The sequence below is a fragment of the uncultured Roseobacter sp. genome, from assembly GCF_947496515.1.
Taxonomy (GTDB): Bacteria; Pseudomonadota; Alphaproteobacteria; order Rhodobacterales; family Rhodobacteraceae; genus Roseobacter.
Window position 1 is genome coordinate 287,390 of sequence record NZ_CANMDB010000002.1, and the last position, 26,318, is coordinate 313,707.

Here is a 26,318-nt window from a genome sequence, read left to right on the forward strand (position 1 = left end):
AATACAGGATATAGCGTGTTTCGCACGTGAGACAGCCCAGATATAGTCAATGGCGACTCACCCCAATGAGAGGACAGTTCCATGCCGATCAGCCCGGAGCATCAAGCCGAGATCGACGCGCTGCGCAGCGCCCCGCAAAGCACGCTGCGGGCGGTTGCCCCGGGGATGGAGCAGCATCTTTACCGGGCTGCGCCGGTGCTGGATCACGGGTTCGTCCGCGTGATCGACTACATGGGTGACGATGCGGCGATTTGTCAGGCGGCACGGGTGTCCTACGGGCGCGGCACAAAATCAGTGCAGAATGACGAGGGGCTGATCCGCTATCTGATGCGGCACTGGCATTCAACGCCGTTCGAGATGTGCGAGATCAAGCTTCATGTGAAGCTGCCTGTCTTCGTGGCACGCCAGTGGATCCGGCACCGCACGGCCAACGTCAATGAGTACTCCGCGCGCTATTCGATCCTCGACCGGGAATTCTACATCCCCGCGGAGGGTGATCTGGCCGCACAATCGGTGGTCAACAATCAGGGCCGGGGCGGGACACTGGAGGGCGAAGAAGCGGCCCGCGTTCTGGAGATCCTGAAGGCGGACAGCAACCGCTGCTATGATAACTACGAGGCGATGATCAGCCAGGACGGTCAGGACGGTCTTGCGAGAGAGCTCGCCCGCATGAACCTGCCCGCCAATATCTATACGCAGTGGTACTGGAAAGTGGATCTGCACAACCTCTTTCACTTCCTGCGGCTGCGGGCCGATGCGCATGCGCAGTACGAGATCCGGGTCTATGCCGATGCGATCTGCGCCATGGTGGCCGATTGGGTGCCTGCGGCCTACCGGGCGTTCGAGGACTACCGGCTCGGCGGAGCGACGCTTTCTGGCCGGGCGCTGGAGTGCGTGCGCAAGATGCTGGCGGGTGAAGAGGTCACGCAGGAAACCTCCGGCATGAGCAAGGGCGAGTGGCGCGAGTTTCAGGCCACGTTGAACGGTTAGCTTTTGTAGGGGTCCAGCGAGGCGCGCAGCCCATCGCCGAGGAAGTTGAAAGCCAGCACCACAAAGATGATCGGCAGCATCGGGATCGCTGTCCAGGGGTAGATCTCAATGGAGGCGAGGTTTTGTGCGTCGTTCAGCATGACGCCCCAGCTGACGGCGGGCGCACGCAGGCCAAGACCGAGGAAGCTGAGCGCCGTCTCGCCAAGGATCATCGCGGGGATCGACAGCGTGGCCGAGGCGATCAGGTGGCTCATGAAATTGGGTAGCAGATGCCGCCGGATCACCCGGCCGGGCTTGGCGCCCATCATCTCTGCCGCGCGGACATATTCCTCCTCCCTCAGGCTGAGGAACTTGCTGCGCACGGCGCGGGCGAGGCCAGGCCAGTCGAGGATCCCCAGAATGATCGAGATGATAAAGAAGACCGCCACGGGCCCCCAGTTCGACGGTACGGCGGCGGATAGCGCCAGCCAGAGCGGCAGTTCCGGCAGAGAGCGCAAGACCTCGATCACCCGGTTGATGAACCAGTCGGTCTTGCCGCCGAAGTAGCCAGCGATGGCACCAAAGAAGATGCCCAGAGCAAAGGACACGGTGATCCCTATCAGCCCGACAGTCAGCGACAACTGCGCGCCGTAGAGAATGCGGCTGAAAACATCACGCCCCAACCTGTCCGAGCCCCAGAGGAAGATCGTGGCACCTTCGGGCGCGCAGAAAAGATGGGTATCGGAGGGGATGAAGCCCAGCAGCCGGTACTCCGCCCCCTCGCAGAAGAACTGCAGCGGCATGGGGCGGGTCGTGTCCGTCTCATAGGTCCAGCGGAAATTCTCCAGATCCGCGGTGGCGGTGGTGGGATAGACATATGGTCCGATGAACTGACCCTCGTGCCAGAGATTGATGGATTGCGGCGGGGCATAGAGGTACTCCGCACTGCGTTCGTTTGCTGTGTAGGGCGCGATGAACCCTGCAATGGGCAGGATCAGGTAGCAGATCAGCAGGAACAGCCCCGAAATCAGCCCCAGCCGGTGGCGGCGGAACTTGCGCCAGACCAGCAGCCAGTTGGGCGCGTCCATGTCCGAGCGCTCCGGCGCCGACAGATCCGCGTCATCTGACCACGGGGTCTCGTCCACAAAGCGGCCATCGGGGAGCTGTTTCATGCGGCGCGGGCCCCGTAGCGGATACGCGGATCAAGGAGTACGAGCAGCAGATCCGAGACCATCGTACCGATGAGTGTCAGAAGGGCCACGAACATCAGGATGAACCCCGCAAGGAACTGGTCCTGCGATTTGAGCGCGGTCAGCAGCGAAGGCCCGATGGTCTGCAACCCCAGCACCACCGACACCAGCACGGAACCCGAGATCATCGCAGGCAGCAGGTTACCAATGTCGGCGACGAAGGGGTTGAAGGCCATGCGGAGCGGGTACTTCGCCAGCAGCTTCGAGGGTGCGAGGCCCTTGGCCTTGGCGGTCTCAACGTAGGGTTTGCCCAACTCGTCGAGCATGTTGGCGCGCAGTCGCTGCATCATCGCCGCAGCCCCGGAGGTGCCGATCACAAAGGTGGGCACAATGAGGTGGATCAGGACCGAACGGACCTTTTCCCAGGACATGGGGGCGCCTTCGAACCGCGGATCCATCAGCCCGCCGATCGGCAGATCAAAATACTTGTTACCGTAGTAGAACAGCATGAGCGCCAGCAGGAAATTGGGCGTGGCGAGGCCCAGATAGCCCACGAACGCGGCTGAGTAGTCGACCCAGGTTTCCGATTTCGCGGCGGCCAGCACACCGAGGGGTAGGGCGACAAGGTAGACAAAGAGAACGGCAGCGAGGTTGACCAGCACCGTGAGCCACAGCGCGTCGCCCACGATCTCGGAAACGGGGCGGTCGAACTCAAAGGACCAGCCGAAATTGCCCTGGATGAGCCCGTACCAGCCCTGCGGCCCCGGTGCCATGCCGACCCAGATCAGATATTGCTCCCAGATGGGCCGGTCGAGCGCGTACTCCACGCGCAGAAACTCGGCCTTAGCGACGCCTTCTGCCTGTCCTGTGGCGCGCAGCTCGGCGATCTGGTTGCTGAGGTAGTCACCAGGGGGCAGGTTGATGATCACGAAGATCATGATCGACACCACCCAGAGCGTCAGCAGCATGGTGATGAAGCGGTAGATCGCGTAGCGCAGAAACATCATTGGGTGAGCTGCTGGAAAGGTTCGTCGTAGTAAAACTCATCGACCCGGTGGATGCCGAAATGCGCGCCTGGATCCCAAGACCATTTCGCCTGTTCCGGTACGTTCCGCAGCCTGTTCGAGACAACGATCGGCTGTGGCGCCTCGGCCAGAATGCCGATACCGAATTGCTGTTCGGCGTGGATGTCGAGCATCTCTTTCCAGATCGCGAGGCGTTTTTCGCGGTCCTGGGTTCGGTCCCACCGCTCGCTCAGTCTCATCAGATCCCGTGCGGCGGGTATGTCAGGCTGCTCGCCCACCTCGCCGCGGGTCTGGTAGTATTGTCCCCACTTGGGCCAGGCAAAGAACTCCTGTTGCGTAGGTGCCAGATAATCGGGCGGCGTATAGGGCTGCGGCAGCCCGTTGTCCCAGCCGAACCAGACCGCAGCCATGCTGAGGCCGGAGTAGACGCGGTTACGCAGGATGTCGCGGTCCAGCGGGCGCATGATCAGCTCTACCCCGATCTCGCGCCAGGTATCGGTGATAATGGCCAGTGCGTTTTCAACCTCCTTGCGTTCGCCTGCGGTTTCGATCACGAACTCCATTGGCCGACCGTCGGGCAGTTTGCGGATGCCCGATGGTGTCCGCTCGGTCAGCCCCATCTCGTCCAGCATCGCATTGGCGGCTTCGGGGTCGTAAATGGCCCATCGGGACAGGTTGGAGGGATCGAAGAACGGGCTCTTGGCCAGCGCCGTCATCCCGCCTTCCTTGGCCAGCCCGAAGTAGAGCGCGCGGTTGATCATGCGCCGGTCGATGGACAGGGACAGCGCACGCCGAAAGCGTACGTCACGCATCACCTCACGCCAGACCGGATCGGCGAAATTCAGGTTGGGGTAGATGGCGATCTGGCTCGCAGCCCCATTGCCCCAGAGCAGCACGCGGTAGCCCGCGCCGTCCCGCTCGCCCTTTTTCAGGATCGAGATGTCGGGAAAGTCGAGCCCGCGCGCCTGCAGATCCACTTCGCCCGCGTTGGCCTTGGCCGCGATCAGCCCGCCGCCCACCACGGTCATTTCCACCACGTCGATATAAGGAAGCTGCACACCGCGGCTGTCCGCGCGGTGATAGTAGGGGTTGCGGACAAAGACGTTGCGGCTGGACTGGGTGCCAGAGGCGTTCATCCAGGGCTGGAGTGTCGGCAGATCCGGGTTGTCGAACTTGTACATGTTGTCCCGGTCGTTGTGCAGCGCAGCCCAAGTGCGCAACCGGGCCGTCTTGATGGTACGACGCAGGGTCTTGGGGTCCGTGAAGTCGGCGTGAAACTGTTTGAGGTAATGCGCGGGTCGGTAGATATAAAGCGGGCTCGCTTGTGCCAGCAGTTGCAGAAACTGCGTGTTGGGCTCTGGCCATTCAACGACAACCGTCTGCGCGTCCGGAAAGGACATCTTGGCGAGCTGGTCGTTCACGAACATGGATTGGGGCGGGCCTGCGGGGTTGAGCTCTTCGTTGAGCGCCACATGCTCCCACCAGTATTCGAAATCCGCGGAGGTGAAGGGGTGGCCGTCCGACCAGCGGTGGCCCGGGCGCAGATGCAGGGTGAACCTGCGCCCGTCCTCGACCTCCACATCGCGCAGGATGTCGGGGGCGAGTTCATAGTTCTCGTCGTATCCCACCAGCCGCGCGTAGCCATAGACCACCATCTGCCGCACGTCCTTGGACCGCGAGACCAGCGTGCGCAGCGTGCCGCCCTGCGTGCCAAAGCTGCGGCCTTTGGCGCCCAGATCCACGATCAGGGGTGTGTCGGGCATGCGCGCCTCGACGTCTGGCAGGATTCCGTTGGTGACTTCCTTTTGCCAAAAGCTGCTTTCCTGCAACGTGGGCGGCTCTGCGCGAACACCAAGGCTCGTCAGACAAAAAAGGAGGACGATGAGGGATCTAAACATGACAACGCACCTTGTGGCCGGGTTCAAGTTCGGTGAGAGCAGGGGCCGCAACGCCTTCGAAACGGAAGGCTTCGGGCCAGGTCGCCGGACTGCCGGCGCCTTTTGACACGAGCTCAAGATTGATCGGTCTGGATATATCTGGCTCGGGCTGCGCGGCGATCAAGGCGCAGGTGTAGGGGTGGCGGGGGTTGTAGAAAAGCGTATCCGGCGGGGCCTGTTCCACGATCACGCCCTGGCGCATGACGGCAACCTCATCGGCGATGCGCGCGACAACCGCCAGATCGTGGCTGATGAAGAGATAGCTCAGCCCGATGCGGTCTCGGATGTCCTCCAGCAGGCAGAGGATCTGTTCTTGCACCGACACATCGAGCGCTGAGGTCGGCTCGTCACACACCAGCAGTACGGGATCCAGTGTCAGCGCGCGCGCGATGGACAGCCGCTGCCGCTGCCCGCCCGAGAACGCATGCGGATATCGGCTGAGCATCGACGGATCGAGGCCGACCCACCGCAGCATCTCTGCGGCCTTCTCGCGCCGCTCAGATTTGCGGCCCAGATCGTGGATCTCCATCGGTTCGGTGAGTGCCTGGCCCACGCGCATGCGCGGCGAGAGTGATGAGTAGGGGTCCTGAAATACCATCTGCGCCTGGCGCTGAAAACGGATCCGATCCTCGGCATTCATGTCGTGGATCTTGAGCGGCGCAGCGTCCGCGGTGGCGCGAAACAGGATCTCACCGCCCTGATCAGGGGGTTCCGCACCCAGAGCGAGCCGCGCGCAGGTCGTTTTGCCGGAGCCGCTTTCGCCGACGACAGCGAGCGTCTTGCCGCGCTGCACGGTGAGGTTGACCTCGTGGCAGGCCGTGATCAGCGTTGGCTTGCGCCAACCGCCCGCGCGCATCGTGTAGGTCTTGCAGACGCCGCGCATCTGTAGGATGGGATCGTCATTGGTCTCGGGTCGGGCGGGGGCGGCCACTTGGGGGATCATCGGGGCAGCGGCAAAGAGCTTTTGGGTGTAGCCATGTGCCGGATCGGACAGTACTGCCTCGGCCGGGCCGCGCTCCATCACCCGGCCCTTGTTCATCACCACGACGCTCTCGGCCATGTTGGCGACGACGCCCAGATCGTGGGTCACGAGGATCACTGCCATGCCGGTCTCTGACTGCAATTCCTTGATCAGCCCCAGCACCTGCGCCTGTGTCGTCACGTCGAGTGCGGTTGTCGGTTCATCCGCGATCAGCAGTTCGGGTTTTGCCACCATTGCCATGGCGATCATGGCGCGCTGCCGCATGCCCCCGGACATCTCGAAGGGATAGGAGCGCCAGACCCGTGCGGGATCGGGGAACCCGACGCGCTCGAACGTCTCCAGCACCGAGGCCTTCGCGCGTGCGGCGTTCATATCCCGGTGCAGCAAAAGCACCTCTGACACCTGATCCCCCAGACGGTGCAGAGGCGACAGCGACCGCATGGGCTCCTGAAAGATCATGGAGATATGGTTGCCGCGGACCTTGCGCAGTGCGCGTTCCGGTTGACGCAACAGGTCAACGGTGCTGCCTTGCTGCGTGCTGGAGAACGTGATGCTGCCGCTGCGTATCTGCGCGGCCTCGGGCAGGATCCGCAAAACCGCCCGGCAACTGATGGTCTTGCCCGATCCGCTTTCGCCCACCAGCGCCAGGGTCTCTCCCGGCATGACCTGAAAGCTCACGTCTTGCACCACCGGTTTTTCGGTGCCAAAGCCGATGCTCAGGTCCTGCACGTTGAGCAATGGGGTCATCGAACGCCTGTCTCTTCTGTCTGCCTGCGATCACGGGCCGCGTGAATTCAGTCAACGCGATTTCCCGCGTAAGGTCCAGCGCCCCGGTCGAGGGGGCTTTCCTCTGGCAACCCTATTCGAAAGAGTGCATGGACTTGTGACAGTTTGACTGGGAGGGCGGGGCCGTGAGCCGATTGGATCTGTTTATCGACCGGATGGTGTCTCAGCGGGCCTGTCTGGATCACGCAGCGCGGCTGGTGGCCGACATGGATGGGCCGGTGTTCGAACTGGGGCTCGGTAACGGTCGGACGTACCACCATATGTGCAGCATCCTGCCTGAGCGGGACATTTACGTGTTCGAACGCAGCGTCGCATCGCATCCCGACAGCACGCCACCCGAGGATCGGGTGCTGCTCGGTGATGTTTTCGAGACGCTGCCGCAGGCGCAGGCCCGGTTCGGGCCGGTGGCGCGTCTGATCCACGCCGATCTCGGTGGGCATGACGCTGCGAAAAACGATGCATTTGCTCGCGCCGTCTCACCTGTGGTGGCACCATTACTGGCGCCCGGCGGGCTGATGGTGTCGAGCGACCGGATGTATTTCGACGATCTTGAAGAGATTGCGCTGCCACCCGGTGCCGTCCAAGGGCGCTGTTTCATCTACCGGCGCTGAGCGCTCTCTCAGGCATAGGTGCCGGTCGCCGCGTCGCGGATGGCGCGGATGTTAGTGCCGTAGGGGGCCGGATCGCTGACGGAGCCGCCGCGAAAGACGGCCGATCCCGCTACCAGCACATCGGCTCCGGCCTTGGCGACAAGCGGCGCGGTTGTCGGATCAACGCCGCCGTCGATCTCGATATGCACGGGCCGGTCCCCGATCATGGCGCGCAGGCGGCGAATTTTCGCGGTCATGTCGATGAACTTTTGCCCGCCAAAGCCCGGGTTCACGGTCATCACACAGATCAGATCGACCATGTCCATGAGGTCCGCGACCGCCTCTGCCGGCGTGCCGGGGTTGAGGGCGACACCGGCCTTGGCACCGGCACCGCGGATGGCCTGCAGGGTGCGGTGAATGTGAGGGCCGGCCTCTACATGTGCCGTGATCACATCCGCGCCTGCCTGGGCAAAGGCGTCGATATAGGGATCCACCGGCGCGATCATCAGGTGCACGTCCATCACTCCCTTGATATGCGGCCGGATCGCAGCACAGGTCGCGGGGCCAAAGGTGATGTTGGGCACGAAATGCCCGTCCATCACATCCACATGCACCCAATCGGCGCCCTGGGCCTCGATGGCCGCGCATTCCGCCCCGAAATTCGCGAAATCCGCGGCGAGAATGGAGGGAGCGATCTTGATGGAACGGTCGAAGGACATGGGGCACCTCAGGTCATTGGATGCTCCAGGTTGTACCGGGGCGGCGGGCGCAGGGGCAAGAGCGCTCTTTGGTTGCGGCGGTGCATCGGGCTCCGCTAAGGTCCGGCACAGGGGCGTTCAGGGAGGATCACATGCCACATTTCAATCGCAGAACCGTTCTCGGGGCCATGGGAGCCGCTGGTGCTGTCGGCCTGGCGGCACCGGCTATCGCGAAAACACGCAAGATCACCGTGGGGGCGCTGCGTTTCACCAGTCATTCCGGCACATTCATCGCGGCGGAGCGGGCCTATTTTGCTGATGCGGGTCTTGAGGTCGAGCTGAAGTTCTTTCAGGCGGCGCAGCCCATGGCCGTGGCCATCGCCAGCGGCGATGTGGACTACGCGATCACGGCTGTGTCGGGCGGTCTGGTGTCGCTGGCGGACAAGGGTGCGATCAAGGTCATTGGCGGCGCGCTGTCCGAAGAAGCAGGCATCGACGGTCAAAAGATCCTCGTCAGCGACGCGGCGTTTCAGGCAGGGTTGACAAGTCCCGCTGCTCTGGACGGGCGCAGTTTCGGCATGACGACGGCGGGGTCTTCGTTTCACTATATGGGTTCCAAGATCGCACAGTCCGAAGGTGCGGATCTGTCGTTCAAGCCCCTGCAGAAAGTGGGGGCCATCATCGGTGCGCTGAAATCCGGGCAGATAGACGCATGGTCCATCGTGCCTCATATCGCCAAGCCGCTGGCAGGGTCCGGCGCGGTACATATCATCGGTGACGTGGCCCAGTACCTGCCTGAATATCAGGTGACGACGGTTTTTACCTCCGCAAAGAATGCGGCCGACGAACGCCAGATGACGCAGGATTATCTGGGCGCTTACGCGCGCGGTGTGGCGGATTACAACGCCACCATGATCGCGCGGGAGAACGGGCAGGAAGGGGTCGACGCCATGGTCGATCTGATCCACCGGTATGTCTACACCGACCGCCCGCGCGAAAAGGCAGCACCGTCGATCATCAACGGCACCATGCGGCTGAACGAAGGGGCCGCGCTGAATGTGGCGTCGGTGGCCGATCAGCTGGGCTGGTTCCAGTCCGAAGGGCTGGTGAGCGCCGACATCCCGCTGGAGACGCTGCTCGATACGTCCTACGTCGACACACTGGGCAGCTGACAGTATGGAGCTGCGCGTTGACCGCGTCAGCCACAGCTACGATGGCCGGAAGGTGCTGAATGAGGTCACACTCGATGTGCCTGAAGGTCAGATCGTGTGTATCGTGGGACCGTCCGGCTGCGGCAAATCCACCTTGCTGCGTCTCATGGGCGGGCTGGAGGAGCCCGCCTCCGGTCAGGTGCAGCAGGTGGGGGAAGCGCCTGCAGGCTGTCTCAACCCGCTCACCTATATCTTTCAGGACTTCGCCCTGCTGCCGTGGCGGACGGTGGCGGGAAATGTGGCGCTGGCGCTGGAAGATCATGCGCTCGGGCGGATGGAGATGCGCGCGCGGATTGACGGCGTGCTGGCACGTACCCGGTTGCAGGAGTTCGGCAAGGCGCTGCCCCGACAGCTTTCGGGCGGGATGAAACAGAGGGTGGCCATCGCGCGGGCACTGGCCGTGGATCCGGCAGTGCTGCTGATGGATGAGCCGCTCTCCGCGCTCGACAGCCAGACCCGGGAGCTGCTGATGGATGATCTGATCACCCTGTGGACAAAAACGCCCTTCACTGCGGTTTACGTGACCCACAATCTGGCCGAGGCCGTGCGGTTGGGCCACCGGGTCGTGGTATTGTCGCGCAGGCCGGGGGAAGTGCGCGAGATCGTGACGCTCGATCAACCCCTTGGACAGCGCAGCTATGGAGATACGGATCTGGAGCGAACCCAAAAGCATCTCTGGGGGCTGATGCGGGACGAAGCGATGGCAGCGGATGCGGAGCTCGTCAGTGGATAAAAACGCCCGGACGGTCGCTTTCAGAGGGGGTGGTTTTGCGCCCCGAGGTCGGGCCTGGGTGGGTTTTGTCGTCTTTGCCGTGCTTCTAGGTGCGGCAGAGTGGGGCACGCGCAGCGGGTTGATCTCGCCATTGACGCTGCCGCGGCCCAGCGATGTGGTCCAGACATTCTCCGAGCTCTACGCCTCGGGTCTGTTGTTCGCGCATCTGCTGCCATCGCTGTCGCGTCTGGTGGTGGGGGCCGCGTTCGGTGTGTCCGTCGGGATATCCGTGGGTCTGATGATGGGACTTTTTTCGCTGGTACGTGCGGGGCTTGTGCCGCTGGTGGCCGCGATCTTTCCGATCCCGAAGATCGCCCTTTTGCCGCTTTTCGTGATCTGGTTTGGCATTGATGAGGGCAGTAAATATGCGCTCATTGCCTTCGGGACGTTCACCCCCACGGTGGTGGCCACCTACACGGCTGTGGACAACGTGGACAGGACGCTGATCCGCATGGGCCAGAGCTTTGGCCTGAGCTGGCTCAGCATCGTGCGCAAGATCGTTTTGCCCGGTGCGATGCCCGGCATCCTCGCGGGGCTGCGAATCTCGCTGGCGATTGCCATTATTCTTCTGGTCGCAGCGGAGATGCTGGGCGCGGAATACGGCATTGGCGCGTACATCCTGGAAGCAGGGTCGCTCTATGATCTGGAGCGGCTCTTTGCCGGTGTCGTGATCCTGTCGGTTCTGGGCGTGCTCGTCAGTTCAGCGATCGGTGCCATCGAGCGGCGCGTGCTGAATTGGCGGACGTGACCTGACAGGCGCGGCTTGCGCCGCACGACATGTCCCGAGCGCGCCCCTCCGGGCCGTGCTCGGTGCTGGCGCGGGTTTCGGAGGAACGCAGAAAATACAGATCGTTACGCCATATGTCTCATGTGAAGCTTGAAGCTTCAGGTAAACTTTCGGAAGAGCTTGGTCTGGTCGAACATCTCCTCCAGCGCCTGAGTGCGGTCGCGGGTCCGATCCCAGGCGTTGTTCTGTACCTGCGCGATCAGAGTCTCTATCAGCAGCAAAGTGGTCGCCGCGGAATCCCAGGCAGAAGGCACGACAATCCGGCTGGAAAAGCAAATGTCCGCCAGTTGGTGCACGGGCGAGCGCCATTGATCTGTGAAGAGGATGAGACGAGCGCCGCGGGCACGCGCCATCTCTGCCAGCTTGAGAGTGTTTGCCTCATATCGGCGGACATCGAAGATCACGAAGACATCGCCTTCGCGCACATCCAGCAGGTAGTGCGGCCAGGCGTTGGAGGTTGACTGAATATGGATCACGTCCGGTCGGATCATCTGCATGTGCAGAAACAGGTATTCCGCTAGCGTGTGGGTGATCCGGCCGCCCACGATGTGCAGTTTGCCGCTGGTGTCGGCCAGATGCGCGCAGGCGGTGTCGAAGTCGGCGGTGTCGATCTGGCTGAGTGAGTTGCGGATGTTGCCGATCACGGCTTCGGTAAAACGGTTGAGCATATGCTCTTCCGGCGCGCCTTCGGCCCAGGTGTCGTGTTTGGCGATCGGGCCGCTGACCTTGGCCTTGATCTCCTCGCGCAGGTCGGCCTGGAATTCGGCGTAGCCCTTGAAGCCCAGTTTCTGCACCATCCGCGCCACCGTCGGCGTCGAGACATCCGCATCCGCCGCGAGCGCCGCAATCGGCCCGAGGCCGGAGGCGGGGTAGTTCTCCAGGATCGCCTGAGCCAGTTGTCGCTCGGCCCGGGTCAGGCTGTCTAGCCGGGTCTGTAGCCTGTCGGCGATGGTCAGGGTCGGGTCGGTCACAACGCCTCTGCCTCAGTTTTGACGGATTTCATTACAGCTGAGACTTAACTGAACATCAGCTTTCATTATTGTGTTGACAGAGCGTCGGACAGGCAAGAGATTTATGCCGAACGGGGGTCGAATGTCGGCAGATCAGACGCAAAACGGGGAAGAGGAGGCTGTCGCGGTGCTGCGCGGGCAGGGGGCCGCCGGTGTCGTACTGGTCTGTGAACATGCCGCCAACGTCTTTCCCCAAGACATCGGCGATCTGGACGTGCCGCCGGAGATGCGGAGCGGCCACGCGGCCTGGGATCCCGGCGCCCTGGGTGTCGCGACGGGGATGTCCGAACGCCTCGATGCGCCACTGGTCGCGGGGCGGGTCTCGCGCTTGATCTACGACTGCAACCGGCCGCCGGAGGCGGAGACAGCCATCCTGCAGCAGAGCGAGGGCATGGCCATTCCGGGCAACATCGGACTGTCGCCGGCGGATCGCGCGGCCCGTGTGACGCGCTATTACCTGCCGTTCGAGGCGGCGTTGCACCGGACGCTGGACCGCGCGCGCGCCAAGGCTCTGGTGACCATCCACAGCTTTACGCCGGTCTTCATGGGCAAAAGGCGGGATGTGGCACTGGGCGTTCTGCACGACAGCGATACACGGCTGGCGGATGCGATGCTCGCCTGTGCCGGACGGCACACTGATCTGCGCACCGAGCGTAACGCACCCTACGGCCCGCAAGACGGGGTGACCCATACCTTGCGCCTGCATGGTCTCGCCCGGGGGATTCCCAATGTCATGCTGGAGGTGCGCAACGACCTGATTTCCTCGCCCGTCGAAGAGGCGGCGATGGCCGCGATGCTGAGCGGCTGGCTGATGGAAGCGATGGCGGCCATCGAGGTGCCGGTGTGAGGCGTCTCGCCACGCTCTATGTCCGGGTCGTGGATGCGGTCAACTACCGGATCGGGCGGGTCATGATGTACGGTATCTTTGTCATGATGGGCATCCTGCTGTGGTCCTCGATCTCCAAGACGTTTTTCCTGCCAACGCTCTGGACGCTGGAACTCGCACAGTTCGCCATGGTCGCCTACTACATCACCGGCGGTCCTTACGCGATGCAGATGGGCGCCAATGTGCGCATGGATCTGTTCTATCATGAATGGTCGGTGCGCAAGAAGGCGTGGTTCGACGCTTTCACGGTGCTCCTGCTGATATTCTATCTCGGCGTGCTTCTCTACGGTGCGCTTGGCTCTACTGCCTATTCGCTGGGCTATTGGGGGCAGGAGCCGTTGGCTTTTTTCGCTGGGCTGGTGACCGGTGCGGAGGAAGTCGGACGGCTGGAGCGTTCCAGCACGGCATGGCGGCCCTATATATGGCCGATCAAGGCGATCATGATCCTGGGCTTTTTCCTGATGCTGCTCCAGGCGATTTCGGAGCTGATCAAGGACATCGCGACCATCCGGGAGGTTGATCTGCATGTCCTATGAGCTGATCGCCATCAGCATGTTTGCCTCCATGATGCTGATGCTCATGACGGGGCAGCGGGTGTTCGGTGCCATCGGTGGTGTGGCAGCACTAGCGGCGATCCTGCTGTGGGATCCGGGTGGGGTGAACATTCCGTTTTCAGCGGCGATGAAGCTGATGAACTGGTACCCGTTGCTGACGCTGCCAATGTTCATCTTCATGGGCTATGTGCTGTCGGAATCGAAGATCGCCGACGATCTCTACCGCATGTTCCATGTCTGGATGGGGCCGGTGTCGGGCGGGCTGGCGATCGGCACGATCGGGCTGATGGTGCTGGTGTCGGCCATGAATGGTCTGAGCGTCGCGGGCATGGCTATCGGAGCAACCATCGCGCTGCCGGAGCTGCTGCGCCGCGGCTACGACAAGCGGATGGTCACGGGGGTCATTCAGGCTGGATCATCACTGGGCATTCTGGTGCCGCCGTCGGTGGTACTAGTGCTTTATGCGATGATCGCGCGGCAGCCGGTAGGGCAGCTATGGCTGGCCGGTGTGGTGCCGGGGCTGATGATGGCGGGGGCGTTTATCCTCTATATCTACCTGCGATGCCGGGCGAACCCCGCGCTTGGGCCGGTGCTGCCGCCGGAGGAGCGCACGGTGTCCATGTCCGAAAAACTGCGGCTGCTGCGTGCGGGGCTGCTGCCCATCGTGATTTTCATGGCGATGATGGTGCCCTTTGTGAATGGTTGGACGAGCCTCGTGGAAAGCTCTGCCATCGGGGCGCTGACGGCCTTGCTGGCGGCGGTTCTGAAGGGGCGCATGAACCGCGTCGTGTTCGAGACCTCGGTGCGTCAGACCCTCGCAATCTCCTGCATGTTCATGTGGATTATTCTCGCCGCCCTCGGGTTTGGTGCGGTTTTTGACGGGTTGGGGGCGGTAAAGGCGATAGATCAGCTGTTTACCGAACAACTCAATCTCAACCCCTGGATGATCCTGATCCTGATGCAGCTGTCGTTTCTGCTGATGGGCACCTTCCTCGATGACACCGCGATGCTGGTGATCGTCGCACCGCTTTATGTGCCGCTGGTGGCGGCGCTCGGGTTCGATCTGATCTGGTACGGGGTGCTCTATACGATCACCACACAGATCGCCTATATGACGCCGCCCTTCGGCTATAACCTTTTTCTGATGCGGGCCATGGCCCCGCCCGAAATCACGCTCAAGGACATCTACGGCTCGATCCTGCCCTTTGTCGTTGTGATGATCGGGTGCCTCGCGCTCATCATGACCTTTCCGCAGATTGCCCTGTGGCTGCCGGAATATGTTTACGGAAAATAACCAAGACCCCGGACGACGGGGCGTTCAACGCAACAAGGAGACCACAATGACAACAAGACGCAAGTTCATCACCTCCGCCGCTGTCGGTGCAGCAGCGGCCCCGCTGGCTGCCCCGGCGCTGGCGCAATCCACGATCCGCTGGCGGATGCAGACCTATGCAGGCCCCGCGCTCGCCGAGCATGTGATCAAGCCTGCCATCGACAGCTTCAACAAGATCGCCGGCGACCGGATGCAGATCGAGCTTTTCTTTGCCGATCAGCTGGTGCCCACGGGTGAGCTGTTCCGCGCCATGCAGAACGGCACGATCGACGCGGTGCAGTCAGATGACGACAGCATGGCCTCGCCCACGGAAGTCACTGTCTTCGGGGGGTATTTCCCCTTCGCTTCGCGCTACTCGCTCGACGTACCGGTGCTCTTCAACCAGTACGGGCTGAATGAGATCTGGGATCAGGAATACTCCGCCGTCGGCGTTAAGCACCTGAGCGCCGGTGCCTGGGATCCGTGCCATTTCGCCACCAAGGATCCCATCAACAGTCTCGCGGATCTCGAAGGCAAGCGGGTCTTCACCTTCCCCACGGCCGGGCGGTTCCTGACGCAGTTCGGCGTGGTCCCGGTGACGCTGCCATGGGAGGACATCGAGGTTGCCGTGCAGACCGGAGAGCTGGACGGCATCGCATGGTCCGGCATCACCGAAGACTACACCGTCGGCTGGGCCGATGTGACCAACTACTTCCTGACCAACAACATCTCCGGTGCCTGGGCGGGCTCGTTCTTTGCCAATATGGAGAGCTACAACGCGCTGCCTGAGGATCTGAAGGAATTGCTCAAGGTCTGCATGGATCAGTCCCATTACTATCGCCAGTGGTGGTACTGGGGCGGCGAAGCCAATCTGCGCGTCAACGGCACCAAGATGGAGCTGACCTCGATCCCCGATGCGGAATGGCAGCAGGTCGAGGATGCTGCGCTGAAGTTCTGGGACGAGATCGCAGCAGAATCCGAGACCAAGGCGAAGGTCGTGGAAATCTTCAAGCAGTACAACGCGGATATGGTGAAGGCCGGACGGCCCTATCGCTATAGCTGAACCATCCGCCGGGGGCGTCCGCGTCCCCGGCATCTCCCACCAGGAAAGACACGCCCATGCCCGGATTGCTGAGCTTCAAGGATCTCAAGAAACAGGTGAGCGACGGCCAGGTCGACACCGTGCTCGTCTGCGCCGTGGACATGCAGGGCCGGCTGATGGGCAAACGCTTTCATGCGGCGAATTTCGTGGAGCATTCCCACAAGGAGACCCACTGCTGCAATTATCTGCTGGCCACGGATCTGGAGATGGCGACGCCCGATGGCTACGCCTCCACCTCCTGGCAGTCGGGCTACGGTGACTACGTGATGTGGCCCGATCTGGAGACGATCCGCCCGGTGCCGTGGCTGGAGGGCACGGTGATGGTGCTCTGTGATCTGCTGGATCACCGGACCCATGATCTGGTGCCGCAGTCGCCGCGCGCGGTCCTGAAAATGCAGATCAAGCGGCTGGAGGCGATGGGTTTCACCGCGATGATGGCAACGGAGCTTGAGTTTTTTCTTTTCGAGAAAAGCCTCAAGGAAATCCGCCGATCGGGCTTTCGCGATCTGACGCCTATCAGCGGGTACAACGAGGATTACCACATCTTCCAGACCACCAAGGAAGAGATGATCATGCGGCCCCTGCGCAACCATCTCTATGCCGCGGGTGTGCCGGTCGAGAATTCCAAGGGCGAGGCGGAGGCCGGTCAGGAAGAGCTCAACATACGCTATGCCGAGGCGCTCGACTGCGCCGATCATCACACCATCGCAAAACATGCCGTTAAGGAAATCGCCTGGCAGCACGGGCATGCGGCGAGCTTTCTGCCCAAATGGTCGGCGGATATGGTGGGCAGTTCATCCCACGTTCACCAGTCGCTCTGGGACGGCACGACACCGCTTTTCTACGAAAAAGGCGCGGCGCACGGCATGTCCGATCTGATGTGCCACTACATGGCCGGGTTGATCGCCTACGCGCCGGACTACACCTATTTTCTGGCGCCCTACGTCAACAGCTACAAGCGCTTTGCAAAAGGAACCTTTGCGCCAACCAAGACGGTCTGGTCCGTGGACAACCGCACCGCTGGGTTCCGGCTGTGCGGCGAGGGGACGAAGGGCGTCCGGGTGGAATGTCGCATCGGCGGGTCGGACCTGAACCCCTATCTGGCGCAGGCTGCCTTGCTGGCCGCAGGCATCAAGGGGATCGAAGACAAGCTGGCGCTGGCCGATGCCACCAAGGGCGATGTGTACGAGGATGCAAAAGCCACCGAGATCCCGCAGAACCTGCGCACGGCGACTGAGACGCTGCGTGGCTCGACCATGTTGCGCGAGGCGATGGGCGATGATGTAGTCGACCACTACGCGCGCGCCGCCGAATGGGAGCAGGAAGAGTTCGACAAGGCGGTCACCGACTGGGAAATCGCCCGCGGGTTCGAGAGGGCTTGAGCGATGACGGTGACCTGTATTTCCCCGATTGACGGATCGACTTACGCCACCCGCGCGGTGCTGACCGAGTTCGAGGCAGCGGAGGCAGTGGCCAAAGGGCAGGCAGCACAGGTCGCCTGGGCCGCGCGCCCGCTGCAGGAGCGGATCGATCTGGTGCTGGCCGGTGTCGCCAATGTCGGTGCCATGAATGACGCCATCGTGCCGGAGCTGGCCTGGCAGATGGGGCGGCCCGTACGCTACGGCGGAGAGTTTGGCGGGTTCGAGGAACGGGCCACGCATATGGCGCATATCGCGGCGGAAGCGCTGGCACCGCTTGAGGTTGAGGACAGCGGCGCCTTTCGCCGCCGGATCAAACGGGTGCCACAAGGTCTGGTGCTGGTCGTCGCCCCGTGGAACTACCCCTACATGACCGCGATCAACACAGTGGCGCCAGCGCTGATCGCCGGCAATGCGGTGATGCTGAAACACGCCAGCCAGACGCCGCTAGTGGGCGAACGCATGGCCCGCGCCTTTCATGACGCAGGCGTGCCGACGGATGTGTTCCAGAACGTCTTTCTCGACCACACCACGACCTCTGCCCTGATCGCGGACCGGGCCTTTGGGTTCGTGAACTTCACCGGCTCCGTCAGTGGCGGGCGCACCATCGAAAAAGCCGCCGCCGGGACCTTCACCGGGCTTGGGCTGGAACTGGGCGGCAAGGATCCGGGCTATGTCTGTGCGGACGCGGATCTGGAGGCGGCGGCCGAGACGCTGATCGACGGGGCGATGTTCAACTCCGGTCAATGCTGCTGCGGTATCGAGCGCATCTATGTGGCCGAACCGCTGTTCGAGCGGTTCGTGGACAAGGCGGTCTCCATCGTCGAAGGCTACCGACTGGGCAACCCGCTGGAGCAGGAGACAACGCTTGGCCCGATGGCGCAGGTGCGCTTTGCCGATCTGGTGCGCGCGCAAACATCCGAGGCCGTGGCCGCCGGGGCGCGGGCGCTAATTGATCCGGCGCTCTTTCCGCAGGACGCGGGCGCCTATCTCATGCCGCAGATCCTCGTGGACGTGGATCATTCGATGCGCGTCATGCGCGAGGAGAGCTTTGGCCCGGTCGTGGGGATCATACCCGTCAAGGACGATGCGGAGGCGATCCGCCTGATGAACGACAGCGATTATGGCCTGACGGCCTCCGTCTGGACGCAGGATGTGGCGCGTGCCGAGGCGATTGGCGACGCAATCGAGACGGGGACGGTGTTCATGAACCGCGCCGATTATCTCGACCCCGGCTTGTGCTGGACCGGCTGCAAGGATACCGGACGGGGCGGAGGGTTGTCGGCGATTGGCTATCACAACCTGACGCGTCCCAAGTCCTACCATCTCAAGAAAGGCTGATCCCATGCCACTGACAGCAAACTGGTCCTACCCGACCGCCATCCGCTTTGGCGCGGGCCGTATCTCAGAACTGGCAGAGGCCTGCGCAGTCGCCGGGATCACCAAACCACTGCTGGTCACCGACAAAGGGTTGGCGTCACTTCCCATCACGCAAAATGCCCTGGAAGCGCTGACGGTGGCAGGGCTGGGCCGGGCGATGTTCTCCGACGTGGACCCGAACCCGACCGAGAAGAACGCGGAGGCCGGCGTGGCCATGTACCGGGCGGGCGGGCACGACGGGGTCGTGGCCTTCGGCGGCGGTTCGGGTCTCGATCTGGGCAAGGTCGTTGCCTTTATGGCGGGGCAAAGCAGGCCAATCTGGGATTTCGAGGATGTGGATGACTGGTGGACGCGCGCCGATCCGGAGGCCATTGCGCCCATCGTTGCGGTGCCCACCACTGCCGGAACCGGCTCCGAGGTCGGGCGGGCGAGCGTGATCACCAATTCGGAAACCCACGAAAAGAAGATCATCTTTCACCCCAAGATCCTGCCATCGGTCGTTATCTGCGATCCCGAATTGACAGTGGGCATGCCGCCCGCGATCACGGTGGGAACAGGGATGGATGCTTTCGCGCATTGTCTGGAGGCTTATTGCTCCCCTCACTACCACCCGATGTCTCAGGGCATGGCGCTGGAGGGCATGCGGCTGGTCAAGGACAACCTGCTCATCGCCTTTGAGGACGGGACAAACCTCACCGCGCGGGCCCATATGATGTCGGCCGCGGCCATTGGGGCAACGGCGTTTCAAAAAGGGCTGGGCGCGATCCATGCGCTCAGCCATCCCATCGGGGCCGTCCACCACACCCATCACGGCACCACAAACGCGGTCGTCATGCAGGAGGTGCTGATGTTCAACCGCCCCAAAGTGCGCAAGCATCTGGCACGGGCGGCGAATTACCTGTCGATCTCCGGAGGGTTCGACGGGTTTCATGCTTTCGTGGGCGAGTTGAACGAAAAGTTGCAAATTCCAAAGAATCTGACGGATCTCGGTGTCAAAGACCCTGATATTGACATGCTTGTGGCATCTGCCCTGCAGGACCCGAGTGTCGGTGGCAATCCGGTTCGGATGACCGTCAAGAACACGACGAGTTTGCTGGAGGCATGTCTCTGACCGCTTAGCCGTACCAGATCGCCCGGCGGATCAGATTGACCCCCATCAATACAAAGACGATCAGGATCGCGTTTCGAAACCCGACACCGGAGAGCCTGTTGCGCAGCAATTCGCCCAGGCTGAACCCTATGAGTGTGGGGATGATCATGACCAGCGATACGCCTGCCAGCGGCCCGGTGAGAAAGCCCAGCCGGGCGTAGCCGAGACAGAGCGGCAGGCTGCCCACGAAGATCAGAAAACCGGTTGCGCGGATGAACTCGTCCTTGTCAACCTGTTTGGTTGCCAGATACATCGCCAGTGGCGCCCCCCAGCCTGCGGTCAGCCCGCCGATGATACCTGCAAAGAGGCCAAAGCCGATCTGTGCGGAGCGATCATGGCGCGGCGGCAGCGGCGGGACCCAGCCGCGCCAGGAGACAACCACGAAAAGAAGAATGACCAGACCCAGCACCGCAAGCAGCGCGCGGTCGCTCGTCTGCCGGGTTGCAAACACTGTCCAGGTGACGCAGGCGACCAACACCAGCGCGAAAACCATATAGCGCCGGGCCGTGCGAAGGAGATTTCCTGCCCGGAAAAGCTGCCAGGCGTTGGACCCGAGCATCGGAAAGAGAACAAGAGCCACGGCGGTGCGCGGATCGAAAAAGATGGTCATCAGTGCGATCGCGGCGGTAGGCATGCCAATGCCAGCAACCCCCTTCACAGCGCCCGCGGCCAAGAAGGCCAGTGCTCCGACAAGAAGGATGGTCATATCGGTCAAAACCCTGTCCTTCAGTCCTCGGTAGAGCTGAGACGCAGAACGCCTGAAGGCAAGCGTGTTGTCAATCAGCGGGATGTCCAGATCGAAGGATCCGAAAGGGTCTGCTTCAGCTCTGGAAAAAGAAACCAGATCAACATTTTGAATGAATTTTTTGATGTATCGCGATGAGCCTGTTCCAGGTGTCTGACACAGGACCGGACACCCTGCGCAATTCGTCGCACGACCCTGAAAAACACGCCGCAAAGCCTATCTTTGGATCAAGCAAATAAAACTCGGTGAGCGTATCCCATGGACACCCTACTGTTATCGCGCATCCAATTCGGCGCAAACATCTCGTTTCACATCCTTTTCCCCACGATCACGATCGCTCTGGGCTGGGTGTTGCTGTTCTTCAAGCTGCGGTTCAACGCGACCGGAGATCAGAAGTGGATGGACGCCTATCTCTTCTGGGTGAAGGTCTTTGCCCTCTCATTCGCTATGGGAGTTGTATCGGGCATCACCATGTCATTCCAGTTCGGCACAAACTGGCCCGGCTTTATGGAGACCGTCGGAAACGTGGCCGGGCCCCTGCTGGCTTATGAGGTCATGACGGCGTTCTTTTTGGAGGCGGTTTTCCTCGGTATCATGTTGTTCGGCGCCTCGCGCGTGAAGCGGTGGGTTCATACTCTGGCGACCTTCCTTGTCGCTTTCGGCACCACGATGTCGACATTCTGGATTATCGTTCTGAATTCCTGGATGCACACGCCGCAGGGGTACGAGCTCCGCGACGGTGTGGTGTTTGCTACCGACTGGTGGGAAATCATCTTCAATCCCTCCATGCCATATCGCTTTGTGCATATGTTGCTGGCGTCCGGTCTGACCGTCGCCTTCCTGATCGCGGGTATTTCGGCGTTGCGGTTGCTTTGGGGGGATCGCGCGGAGAGCGTCAAGTCCACGCTCCGGTTCGGTGTCGTGACCGGCGCGCTGCTGATCCCGTTGCAGATCCTCGCAGGTGATTTGCACGGCTTGAACACGCTGGAGCATCAACCCGCCAAGGTCGCTGCGATGGAAGGTAACTGGGAAACTGGACCGAACGTGCCCTTGCTGCTCTTTGCCCTGCCCGATGAGGAGGCACGCGAGAACCGGTTCGAGATCGGTATTCCCAGCGGCGCCTCGCTGATCCTGAAGCACAAGCCGGAGGGCGTCGTGCCCGGGCTCAACGATTTCGTCGCGGAGGACGGCACCGTGATGCATCCCCGAGTGGCGCCTGTGTTCTTCAGCTTCCGGGTGATGGTCGGCACCGGCATAGCGATGCTGCTGCTCTCCTGGGGCGGGCTTTACCTGATGCGGCGTTACGGCGCCGGTGAGATGCCGCGGCTGTCGCTCTATGCCTTCAGCGCCATGAGCTTCAGTGGTTGGATTGCCACGCTCGCCGGTTGGTACACGACAGAGATCGGCCGTCAGCCGTGGCTGGTGCAAGGGGTTCTGACAACCAAAGAAGCGGTTGCGGATGTGCCTGCGGGTATGGTGCTGGGGACGCTGCTTGGGTACTTGGCGATCTACGCGGCGCTGATCGTGGCCTACATCGCCGTCATTACCTACCTGGCTCGCAAGGCATCGCGCGGTGAGCCGCTCGGCAGCCGGGTCCACCCCGCCAGCGGCGAGGCCGAAGTCGCCATGCTGCAGCCAGGAGAATAGCGATGGAAACCTTTGGCGATCCGGCAATCTGGCTGCCGTGGACTTTCGCGGCGCTGATGGGGCTGTCGATCCTGATCTACGTCATTCTGGACGGGTTCGATCTGGGCGTGGGGCTTCTGATGCCGCTCGCCAATGAGGAGGAGAAAGACAGGCTTGTCGCCTCCATCGGTCCGTTCTGGGATGCGAATGAGACATGGCTTGTCCTTGCCATCGGGCTGCTGCTGGTCGCGTTTCCGCCTGCCCACGGCATCATCCTGACGGCGCTCTATCTACCGGTTTTCATCATGCTGGTGGGCCTGATCCTGCGCGGCGTGTCGTTTGAGTTCCGCGCCAAGGCCCCCGCGAGCCAGAAAACGCGCTGGAACGCGGCATTCTTTGCAGGATCGCTCATGGCCTCGATGAGCCAGGGGTTCATGCTGGGCATGTACATCATGGGTCTGACATGGACGTTGAGCCACGTAGCCTTCGCCCTTTTGACAGCCGTCTTTCTGACGGTGGGCTACAGCTTTATCGGCGCGGCCTGGCTGATCGGTAAGACCGAAGGGGCGCTGCAGGCCCACGCGGTCCGCTGGGCGCGGGGCGGCATTTGGGGCCTGATCCTCGGGGTCGGTGCGATCTCATTGGCAACACCGTTCGTCAGTGCACGGATCTTTGACAAATGGTTCAGCCTGCCGGAATTTCTGTATTTATCGCCGTTGCCCATCCTGTCGGGCGCCCTGATTGTTTACCTCTGGTGGCAGATCAGGCAGCTGCCGCGGTCGGATGATCGCATGTCTTGGGGGCCCTTTGCCGCGGCGATTTTGCTATTCGCGCTGGCGTTCGGGGGTATGGCCTATTCGTTCTATCCCTACGTGGTGCCGGAGCAGATCACCATCTACGACGCTGCTGCAGCGCCGGAAAGCCTGTTTATCATCCTGATTGGCACGCTCTTCGTGTTGCCTGCCATCCTTGGATACACCGTGCTGTCCTATTACATCTTCAGGGGCAAGGCGACCGAGTTGCGGTACGACTGACCAGCCCGGCTGCGGCTTTCGCTGCCCGGAGCGGCAGGCTAGGGTGCCACGGCAGCAGGGCGGGCAAACTACATGAAGATGGAAGCGATCGGCGAGGTATCGGGTCAGACAATCGAGGCCGTGACCTTGCGGGGTGGTGAGACCGAGGCGCGGCTCATCACCTACGGTGCCCGGTTGACGCATCTTTGGGTGCCCGATGCGACGGGACGGCTGGGCGATATCGTTCTGGGTCACGATGAGCTGGCGCCCTACACCCAATACGGCACCTATTTCGGCGCGACCTGTGGCCAATACGCCAATCGGATCGCGGGCGGCAAGTGTCTACTGGATGGGCAGCTTCATCAGCTCGATCTGAACGAGGGGCCCAACCACCTGCACGGTGGGACCGCGGGGTTCGACCGCAAGGTTTGGCGCGTCGCCGCGTTGGATGATCATTCAGTCACCTTTGCCACGGAGACCGGCGATGGTGAGATGGGCTATCCCGGCCCATGCACCCTTCAGACGCGCTATGCGCTGGACGAAAGCGGCGCGCTGGACATCGAGATGACAGCGACGACCGCCAAGCCAACGATCATGAACATGGTCAACCACGCCTACTTCAATCTGGCAGGTGCCGGTGACGTGCTGGGTCATCACCTGCAGATCCCGGCCGCGTTCTATACCCCGGTTGATGAGGCACTGCTGGCGACGGGAGAGATTGCGGATGTAGAGGGGATGGCGTTTGATTTCCGGCAGTCAAAGACCATCGGACAGGACATTGGCACGCTCTCGTCCGGATATGACCACAATCTTTGCTTGGGTCCCACGATGGATGGCATGCGCCTGTGCGCGGTGGCGACCGACCCCGTCTCAGGTCGGCGCCTACGGCTTTTGACATCGGAACCCGGGGTGCAGCTTTATACAGGTGGGGCGTTGAGCGCGGATATCCCCGGAAAGCAAGGACAGTCACTGTGCCGCTTTGCCGGGTTCACGCTGGAGACACAGAAGTTTCCGGGCTCACCCCAGTTCGCACATTTCCCCAGTGCCATGCTGAACCCGGGCGAGCACTACCGCCACCGGATGCGGTTCACCTTTGACGCGCTCAGCCCGAGTTGACGTCGCTCGCCGTTTTGCGCTTGCCGCGAAAGAGCTTGATCGCTGGCAGGAAAATCAGGATCAGCGCGATGATGGTGATAGGGCCCGCCACGGGCCGTGTGAAAAAGATCGATGGATCGCCCGAGGAGAGCAGCAGGGATTGCCGCAAGGTTGGCTCCGCGATGGGACCGAGCACGATGGCCAGCACGGCAGGCGCCAGTGGATAGTCGAACCGGCGCAAGAAGAACGCGCCGATGCCAAAGATCACCATCAGCCAAATGTCGAACATATCCCGGGTGGCTGCATATCCGCCAACGATGGACAGCACGAAGATGACCGGAGCGAGCACCGTAAAGGGCATCCGCAGCATCCAGATAAAGAGCGGGATAAAGGCGAGGTTGATCAGCACCGCAGCTGCGTTGGAGACATAGAACGACCCGATCAGGCCCCAGACGAATTCCTGCTCGTCCACGAACAGCCGCGGGCCGGGCGTCAGGCCCCAGATCACCATGCCGCCCAGAAGGATCGCGGTTGTGGGTGATCCCGGAATCCCCAGCGTCAGCATGGGCAGCATCGACCCGGTCGACGCGGAATTGTTCGCGGCTTCAGGTGCGGCAACGCCGTCGGGGTTGCCGGTTCCGAAGCTTTCCGGTTTGCGGGAGATCATCTTGGTCACGCCATACGACATCAGCGAGCCGGGCGTCGCACCGGCCGCAGGCAGAACGCCTACGAAAAACCCGAGGAAGGAGCCCACAAAGGTGCCTTTCCAGCCTCGTTTTGTGGCATCCTTGGCGTCCGAGACCATGCCTTTGACGGTCATCTTTGGCGTTGTCTTGGTGACGGCGCCACGGGACTGCTCGATCGTCCACAGCATCTCTCCGATGCCGTAGACACCAATGGCAAGCACGAGAAAGCCGATGCCCTGCAGGAAGCCATTCATCTCGAACAGGATGAGGCGTGGCGCCCCCGAGATCTGGTCGAAGCCCACAGACCCCAGCACGAGGCCAAAGCAGATCGAAAAGACGGTTTTGGGAATATCGTCGCCACCGAGGCCCACAAAGGTTGCAAAGGCGAGCAGCATCAACGCAAAGACCTCTGGCGGTCCAAAGGACAAAGCGACAGAGGCAAGTGCCGGTGCAAAAAGCGTGAAGAGCACATTGGCGACCGTGCCACCGACAAAGGAGGCCAGTGCCGCCGTCACGAGCGCGAGGCTGGCGCGCCCCTGTATGGCCAAGGGACGACCGTCAAAGGTCGTGGCGACCGCCGTGGATGCGCCGGGAATACCAAGGGTGACGGAGGAAATTGCGCCGCCGTACATGGCACCGTAGTAGATCGCGGCCAGAAAGATGATTGCCGCGCCGGGGGGCACCAGAAAGGTGACCGGCAGCAGGATGGCGACCCCGTTCACAGACCCCAGACCTGGCATGGCGCCAATCAGCAACCCGACGCTCACGCCGATAACGATCATCATCAGGTTGAGCGGTTGCAGCGCAACCAGCATTCCATCGGTGAGCAGAGCCAGAACTTCCATGATCTCGGCGATCTCCTTCGGGCACGCGGGCCCAGCGGTCAGTAGATGATTTCGTAGAGGATGTTGAAGACAGGATCCGTAAAGGCCAGGCCTGTGGGCATGGTGATCCGCATCGCTCCTTCAAAGAAAAAGAAGAAGGCAACAGGCAATACCAACGCGAGCGTCAGGCTCAGAAACCAACCGTGTCTGCCCAGATACTTCAGATAGTAGAGCAGGAAGACAGCGATGGCCCCGTACATCGAAATGACGTTGACGAGCCCCACGAAAGCAATGATGCCACCGCCGACCAGGGCCAGCATCTTCCAGCCGTAGCTGTCCAGCACAGGTGCGTCGGATTGAGAGGGCGGGCTGACCCCACGCCACCAGTTCCACGCAATCATCACGCAGCTCAGCAGCATCATGACCGCCAGCCAGAAAGGCCAGGCACCTCCGCCTGGCCCCTGTCCGGCGATATAGCCGATGGGCAGTTCCGCACTTTTCCACATCAGATAGAGGGAAAAAAGGGCAAGCACGCCTGCGGTTATGATCTCACCGTTGCGCATGTGTCAC

Annotated in this window: 24 protein-coding genes; 15 read left to right on the forward strand and 9 right to left on the reverse strand. The window is 62.0% G+C overall.

Annotation, left to right across the window (positions count from 1 at the left end; all coding sequences use genetic code 11):
- The first annotated feature begins 81 nt into the window (after nt 1–81).
- A complete protein-coding gene (gene thyX / locus Q1A53_RS05020; protein WP_299963564.1) occupies nt 82–990 on the forward strand; it encodes an FAD-dependent thymidylate synthase in 909 nt (302 codons plus the stop codon).
- On the opposite strand, the gene Q1A53_RS05025 is transcribed toward thyX, so the two are convergent.
- Genes Q1A53_RS05025 through Q1A53_RS05040 form a run of 4 tightly spaced genes read right to left on the reverse strand, consistent with a single transcriptional unit; the run spans nt 987 to nt 6,850 of the window.
- Nucleotides 987–2,141: an ABC transporter permease gene (locus Q1A53_RS05025; RefSeq protein ID WP_299963566.1), complete on the reverse strand. Its 1,155-nt coding sequence runs from the start codon at nt 2,139–2,141 to the stop codon at nt 987–989. The two genes, thyX and Q1A53_RS05025, sit on opposite strands and share 4 nt — an antisense overlap.
- Nucleotides 2,138–3,166, reverse strand: a complete 1,029-nt coding sequence (locus Q1A53_RS05030; RefSeq protein ID WP_299963568.1) for an ABC transporter permease — start codon at nt 3,164–3,166, stop codon at nt 2,138–2,140. Before Q1A53_RS05030 ends, Q1A53_RS05025 begins: the two co-directional genes overlap by 4 nt.
- On the reverse strand, nt 3,163–5,082 hold the full coding sequence (locus Q1A53_RS05035; RefSeq protein WP_299963570.1) for an ABC transporter substrate-binding protein: 1,920 nt from the start codon (nt 5,080–5,082) through the stop codon (nt 3,163–3,165). Before Q1A53_RS05035 ends, Q1A53_RS05030 begins: the two co-directional genes overlap by 4 nt.
- Nucleotides 5,075–6,850, reverse strand: coding sequence for an ABC transporter ATP-binding protein (locus tag Q1A53_RS05040; protein ID WP_299963572.1), 1,776 nt, complete (start codon nt 6,848–6,850; stop codon nt 5,075–5,077). Before Q1A53_RS05040 ends, Q1A53_RS05035 begins: the two co-directional genes overlap by 8 nt.
- 164 nt (nt 6,851–7,014) lie before the next feature.
- Here Q1A53_RS05040 and Q1A53_RS05045 point away from each other — a divergent pair, with 164 nt between their 5' ends.
- Nucleotides 7,015–7,500 carry a class I SAM-dependent methyltransferase gene (locus Q1A53_RS05045; protein ID WP_299963574.1) on the forward strand — a complete coding sequence of 162 codons (486 nt, stop codon included), beginning with the start codon at nt 7,015–7,017 and terminating at the stop codon, nt 7,498–7,500.
- Between the two features lie 8 nt (nt 7,501–7,508).
- Here Q1A53_RS05045 and rpe read toward each other — a convergent pair whose 3' ends face one another.
- A complete protein-coding gene (gene rpe, locus Q1A53_RS05050) occupies nt 7,509–8,198 on the reverse strand; it encodes a ribulose-phosphate 3-epimerase (protein WP_299963576.1) in 690 nt (229 codons plus the stop codon).
- 131 nt (nt 8,199–8,329) lie between these two features.
- On the opposite strand from rpe, the gene Q1A53_RS05055 reads away from it, so the two are divergent.
- From Q1A53_RS05055 to Q1A53_RS05065, 3 genes are read left to right on the forward strand one after another with little or no spacing between them, the layout of a single operon-like run.
- Nucleotides 8,330–9,349: an ABC transporter substrate-binding protein gene (locus Q1A53_RS05055; RefSeq protein WP_299963578.1), complete on the forward strand. Its 1,020-nt coding sequence runs from the start codon at nt 8,330–8,332 to the stop codon at nt 9,347–9,349.
- A gap of 4 nt (nt 9,350–9,353) precedes the next feature.
- Nucleotides 9,354–10,121, forward strand: coding sequence for an ABC transporter ATP-binding protein (locus Q1A53_RS05060; RefSeq protein WP_299963580.1), 768 nt, complete (start codon nt 9,354–9,356; stop codon nt 10,119–10,121).
- Nucleotides 10,099–10,908: an ABC transporter permease gene (locus Q1A53_RS05065; protein ID WP_299963582.1), complete on the forward strand. Its 810-nt coding sequence runs from the start codon at nt 10,099–10,101 to the stop codon at nt 10,906–10,908. Before Q1A53_RS05060 ends, Q1A53_RS05065 begins: the two co-directional genes overlap by 23 nt.
- 137 nt (nt 10,909–11,045) lie before the next feature.
- Here Q1A53_RS05065 and Q1A53_RS05070 read toward each other — a convergent pair whose 3' ends face one another.
- Nucleotides 11,046–11,918, reverse strand: coding sequence for a MurR/RpiR family transcriptional regulator (locus Q1A53_RS05070; RefSeq protein ID WP_299963584.1), 873 nt, complete (start codon nt 11,916–11,918; stop codon nt 11,046–11,048).
- A 121-nt stretch (nt 11,919–12,039) separates the two neighbouring features.
- Between Q1A53_RS05070 and Q1A53_RS05075 the strand changes: the two genes are divergently transcribed.
- The 7 genes from Q1A53_RS05075 (at nt 12,040) to Q1A53_RS05105 (ending at nt 19,720) form a co-directional block, all read left to right on the forward strand.
- Entirely contained in the window at nt 12,040–12,804 is a 765-nt protein-coding gene (locus Q1A53_RS05075) for an N-formylglutamate amidohydrolase (protein WP_299963586.1), read from the forward strand.
- Between the two features lie 62 nt (nt 12,805–12,866).
- Entirely contained in the window at nt 12,867–13,379 is a 513-nt protein-coding gene (locus Q1A53_RS05080; protein WP_299964450.1) for a TRAP transporter small permease subunit, read from the forward strand.
- Nucleotides 13,369–14,691: a TRAP transporter large permease subunit gene (locus tag Q1A53_RS05085; protein ID WP_299963588.1), complete on the forward strand. Its 1,323-nt coding sequence runs from the start codon at nt 13,369–13,371 to the stop codon at nt 14,689–14,691. Before Q1A53_RS05080 ends, Q1A53_RS05085 begins: the two co-directional genes overlap by 11 nt.
- Before the next feature lie 46 nt (nt 14,692–14,737).
- Nucleotides 14,738–15,772, forward strand: coding sequence for a TRAP transporter substrate-binding protein (locus tag Q1A53_RS05090; RefSeq protein WP_299963590.1), 1,035 nt, complete (start codon nt 14,738–14,740; stop codon nt 15,770–15,772).
- Nucleotides 15,773–15,828: 56 nt separating this feature from the next.
- Nucleotides 15,829–17,193 carry a glutamine synthetase family protein gene (locus Q1A53_RS05095; RefSeq protein ID WP_299963592.1) on the forward strand — a complete coding sequence of 455 codons (1,365 nt, stop codon included), beginning with the start codon at nt 15,829–15,831 and terminating at the stop codon, nt 17,191–17,193.
- 3 nt (nt 17,194–17,196) lie between these two features.
- Entirely contained in the window at nt 17,197–18,570 is a 1,374-nt protein-coding gene (locus tag Q1A53_RS05100) for an aldehyde dehydrogenase family protein (RefSeq protein ID WP_299963594.1), read from the forward strand.
- A 4-nt stretch (nt 18,571–18,574) separates the two neighbouring features.
- Nucleotides 18,575–19,720: an iron-containing alcohol dehydrogenase gene (locus tag Q1A53_RS05105; RefSeq protein ID WP_299963596.1), complete on the forward strand. Its 1,146-nt coding sequence runs from the start codon at nt 18,575–18,577 to the stop codon at nt 19,718–19,720.
- A 4-nt stretch (nt 19,721–19,724) separates the two neighbouring features.
- On the opposite strand, the gene Q1A53_RS05110 is transcribed toward Q1A53_RS05105, so the two are convergent.
- A complete protein-coding gene (locus Q1A53_RS05110) occupies nt 19,725–20,465 on the reverse strand; it encodes a sulfite exporter TauE/SafE family protein (RefSeq protein WP_299963598.1) in 741 nt (246 codons plus the stop codon).
- Nucleotides 20,466–20,762: 297 nt separating this feature from the next.
- On the opposite strand from Q1A53_RS05110, the gene Q1A53_RS05115 reads away from it, so the two are divergent.
- The 3 genes from Q1A53_RS05115 to Q1A53_RS05125 all read left to right on the forward strand — a co-directional run bounded on the left by Q1A53_RS05115 (nt 20,763) and on the right by Q1A53_RS05125 (nt 24,259).
- Nucleotides 20,763–22,151 carry a cytochrome ubiquinol oxidase subunit I gene (locus tag Q1A53_RS05115; protein ID WP_299963601.1) on the forward strand — a complete coding sequence of 463 codons (1,389 nt, stop codon included), beginning with the start codon at nt 20,763–20,765 and terminating at the stop codon, nt 22,149–22,151.
- Nucleotides 22,152–22,153: 2 nt separating this feature from the next.
- Complete coding sequence (locus Q1A53_RS05120; RefSeq protein WP_299963603.1) at nt 22,154–23,164, forward strand: cytochrome d ubiquinol oxidase subunit II; 1,011 nt, start codon at nt 22,154–22,156, stop codon at nt 23,162–23,164.
- A gap of 72 nt (nt 23,165–23,236) precedes the next feature.
- Complete coding sequence (locus Q1A53_RS05125; RefSeq protein ID WP_299963605.1) at nt 23,237–24,259, forward strand: aldose epimerase family protein; 1,023 nt, start codon at nt 23,237–23,239, stop codon at nt 24,257–24,259.
- On the opposite strand, the gene Q1A53_RS05130 is transcribed toward Q1A53_RS05125, so the two are convergent.
- Nucleotides 24,246–25,769, reverse strand: a complete 1,524-nt coding sequence (locus tag Q1A53_RS05130; RefSeq protein WP_299963607.1) for a tripartite tricarboxylate transporter permease — start codon at nt 25,767–25,769, stop codon at nt 24,246–24,248. The two genes, Q1A53_RS05125 and Q1A53_RS05130, sit on opposite strands and share 14 nt — an antisense overlap.
- Nucleotides 25,770–25,807: 38 nt before the next feature.
- Complete coding sequence (locus Q1A53_RS05135; protein WP_299963609.1) at nt 25,808–26,311, reverse strand: tripartite tricarboxylate transporter TctB family protein; 504 nt, start codon at nt 26,309–26,311, stop codon at nt 25,808–25,810.
- Nucleotides 26,312–26,318: the final 7 nt, after the last annotated feature.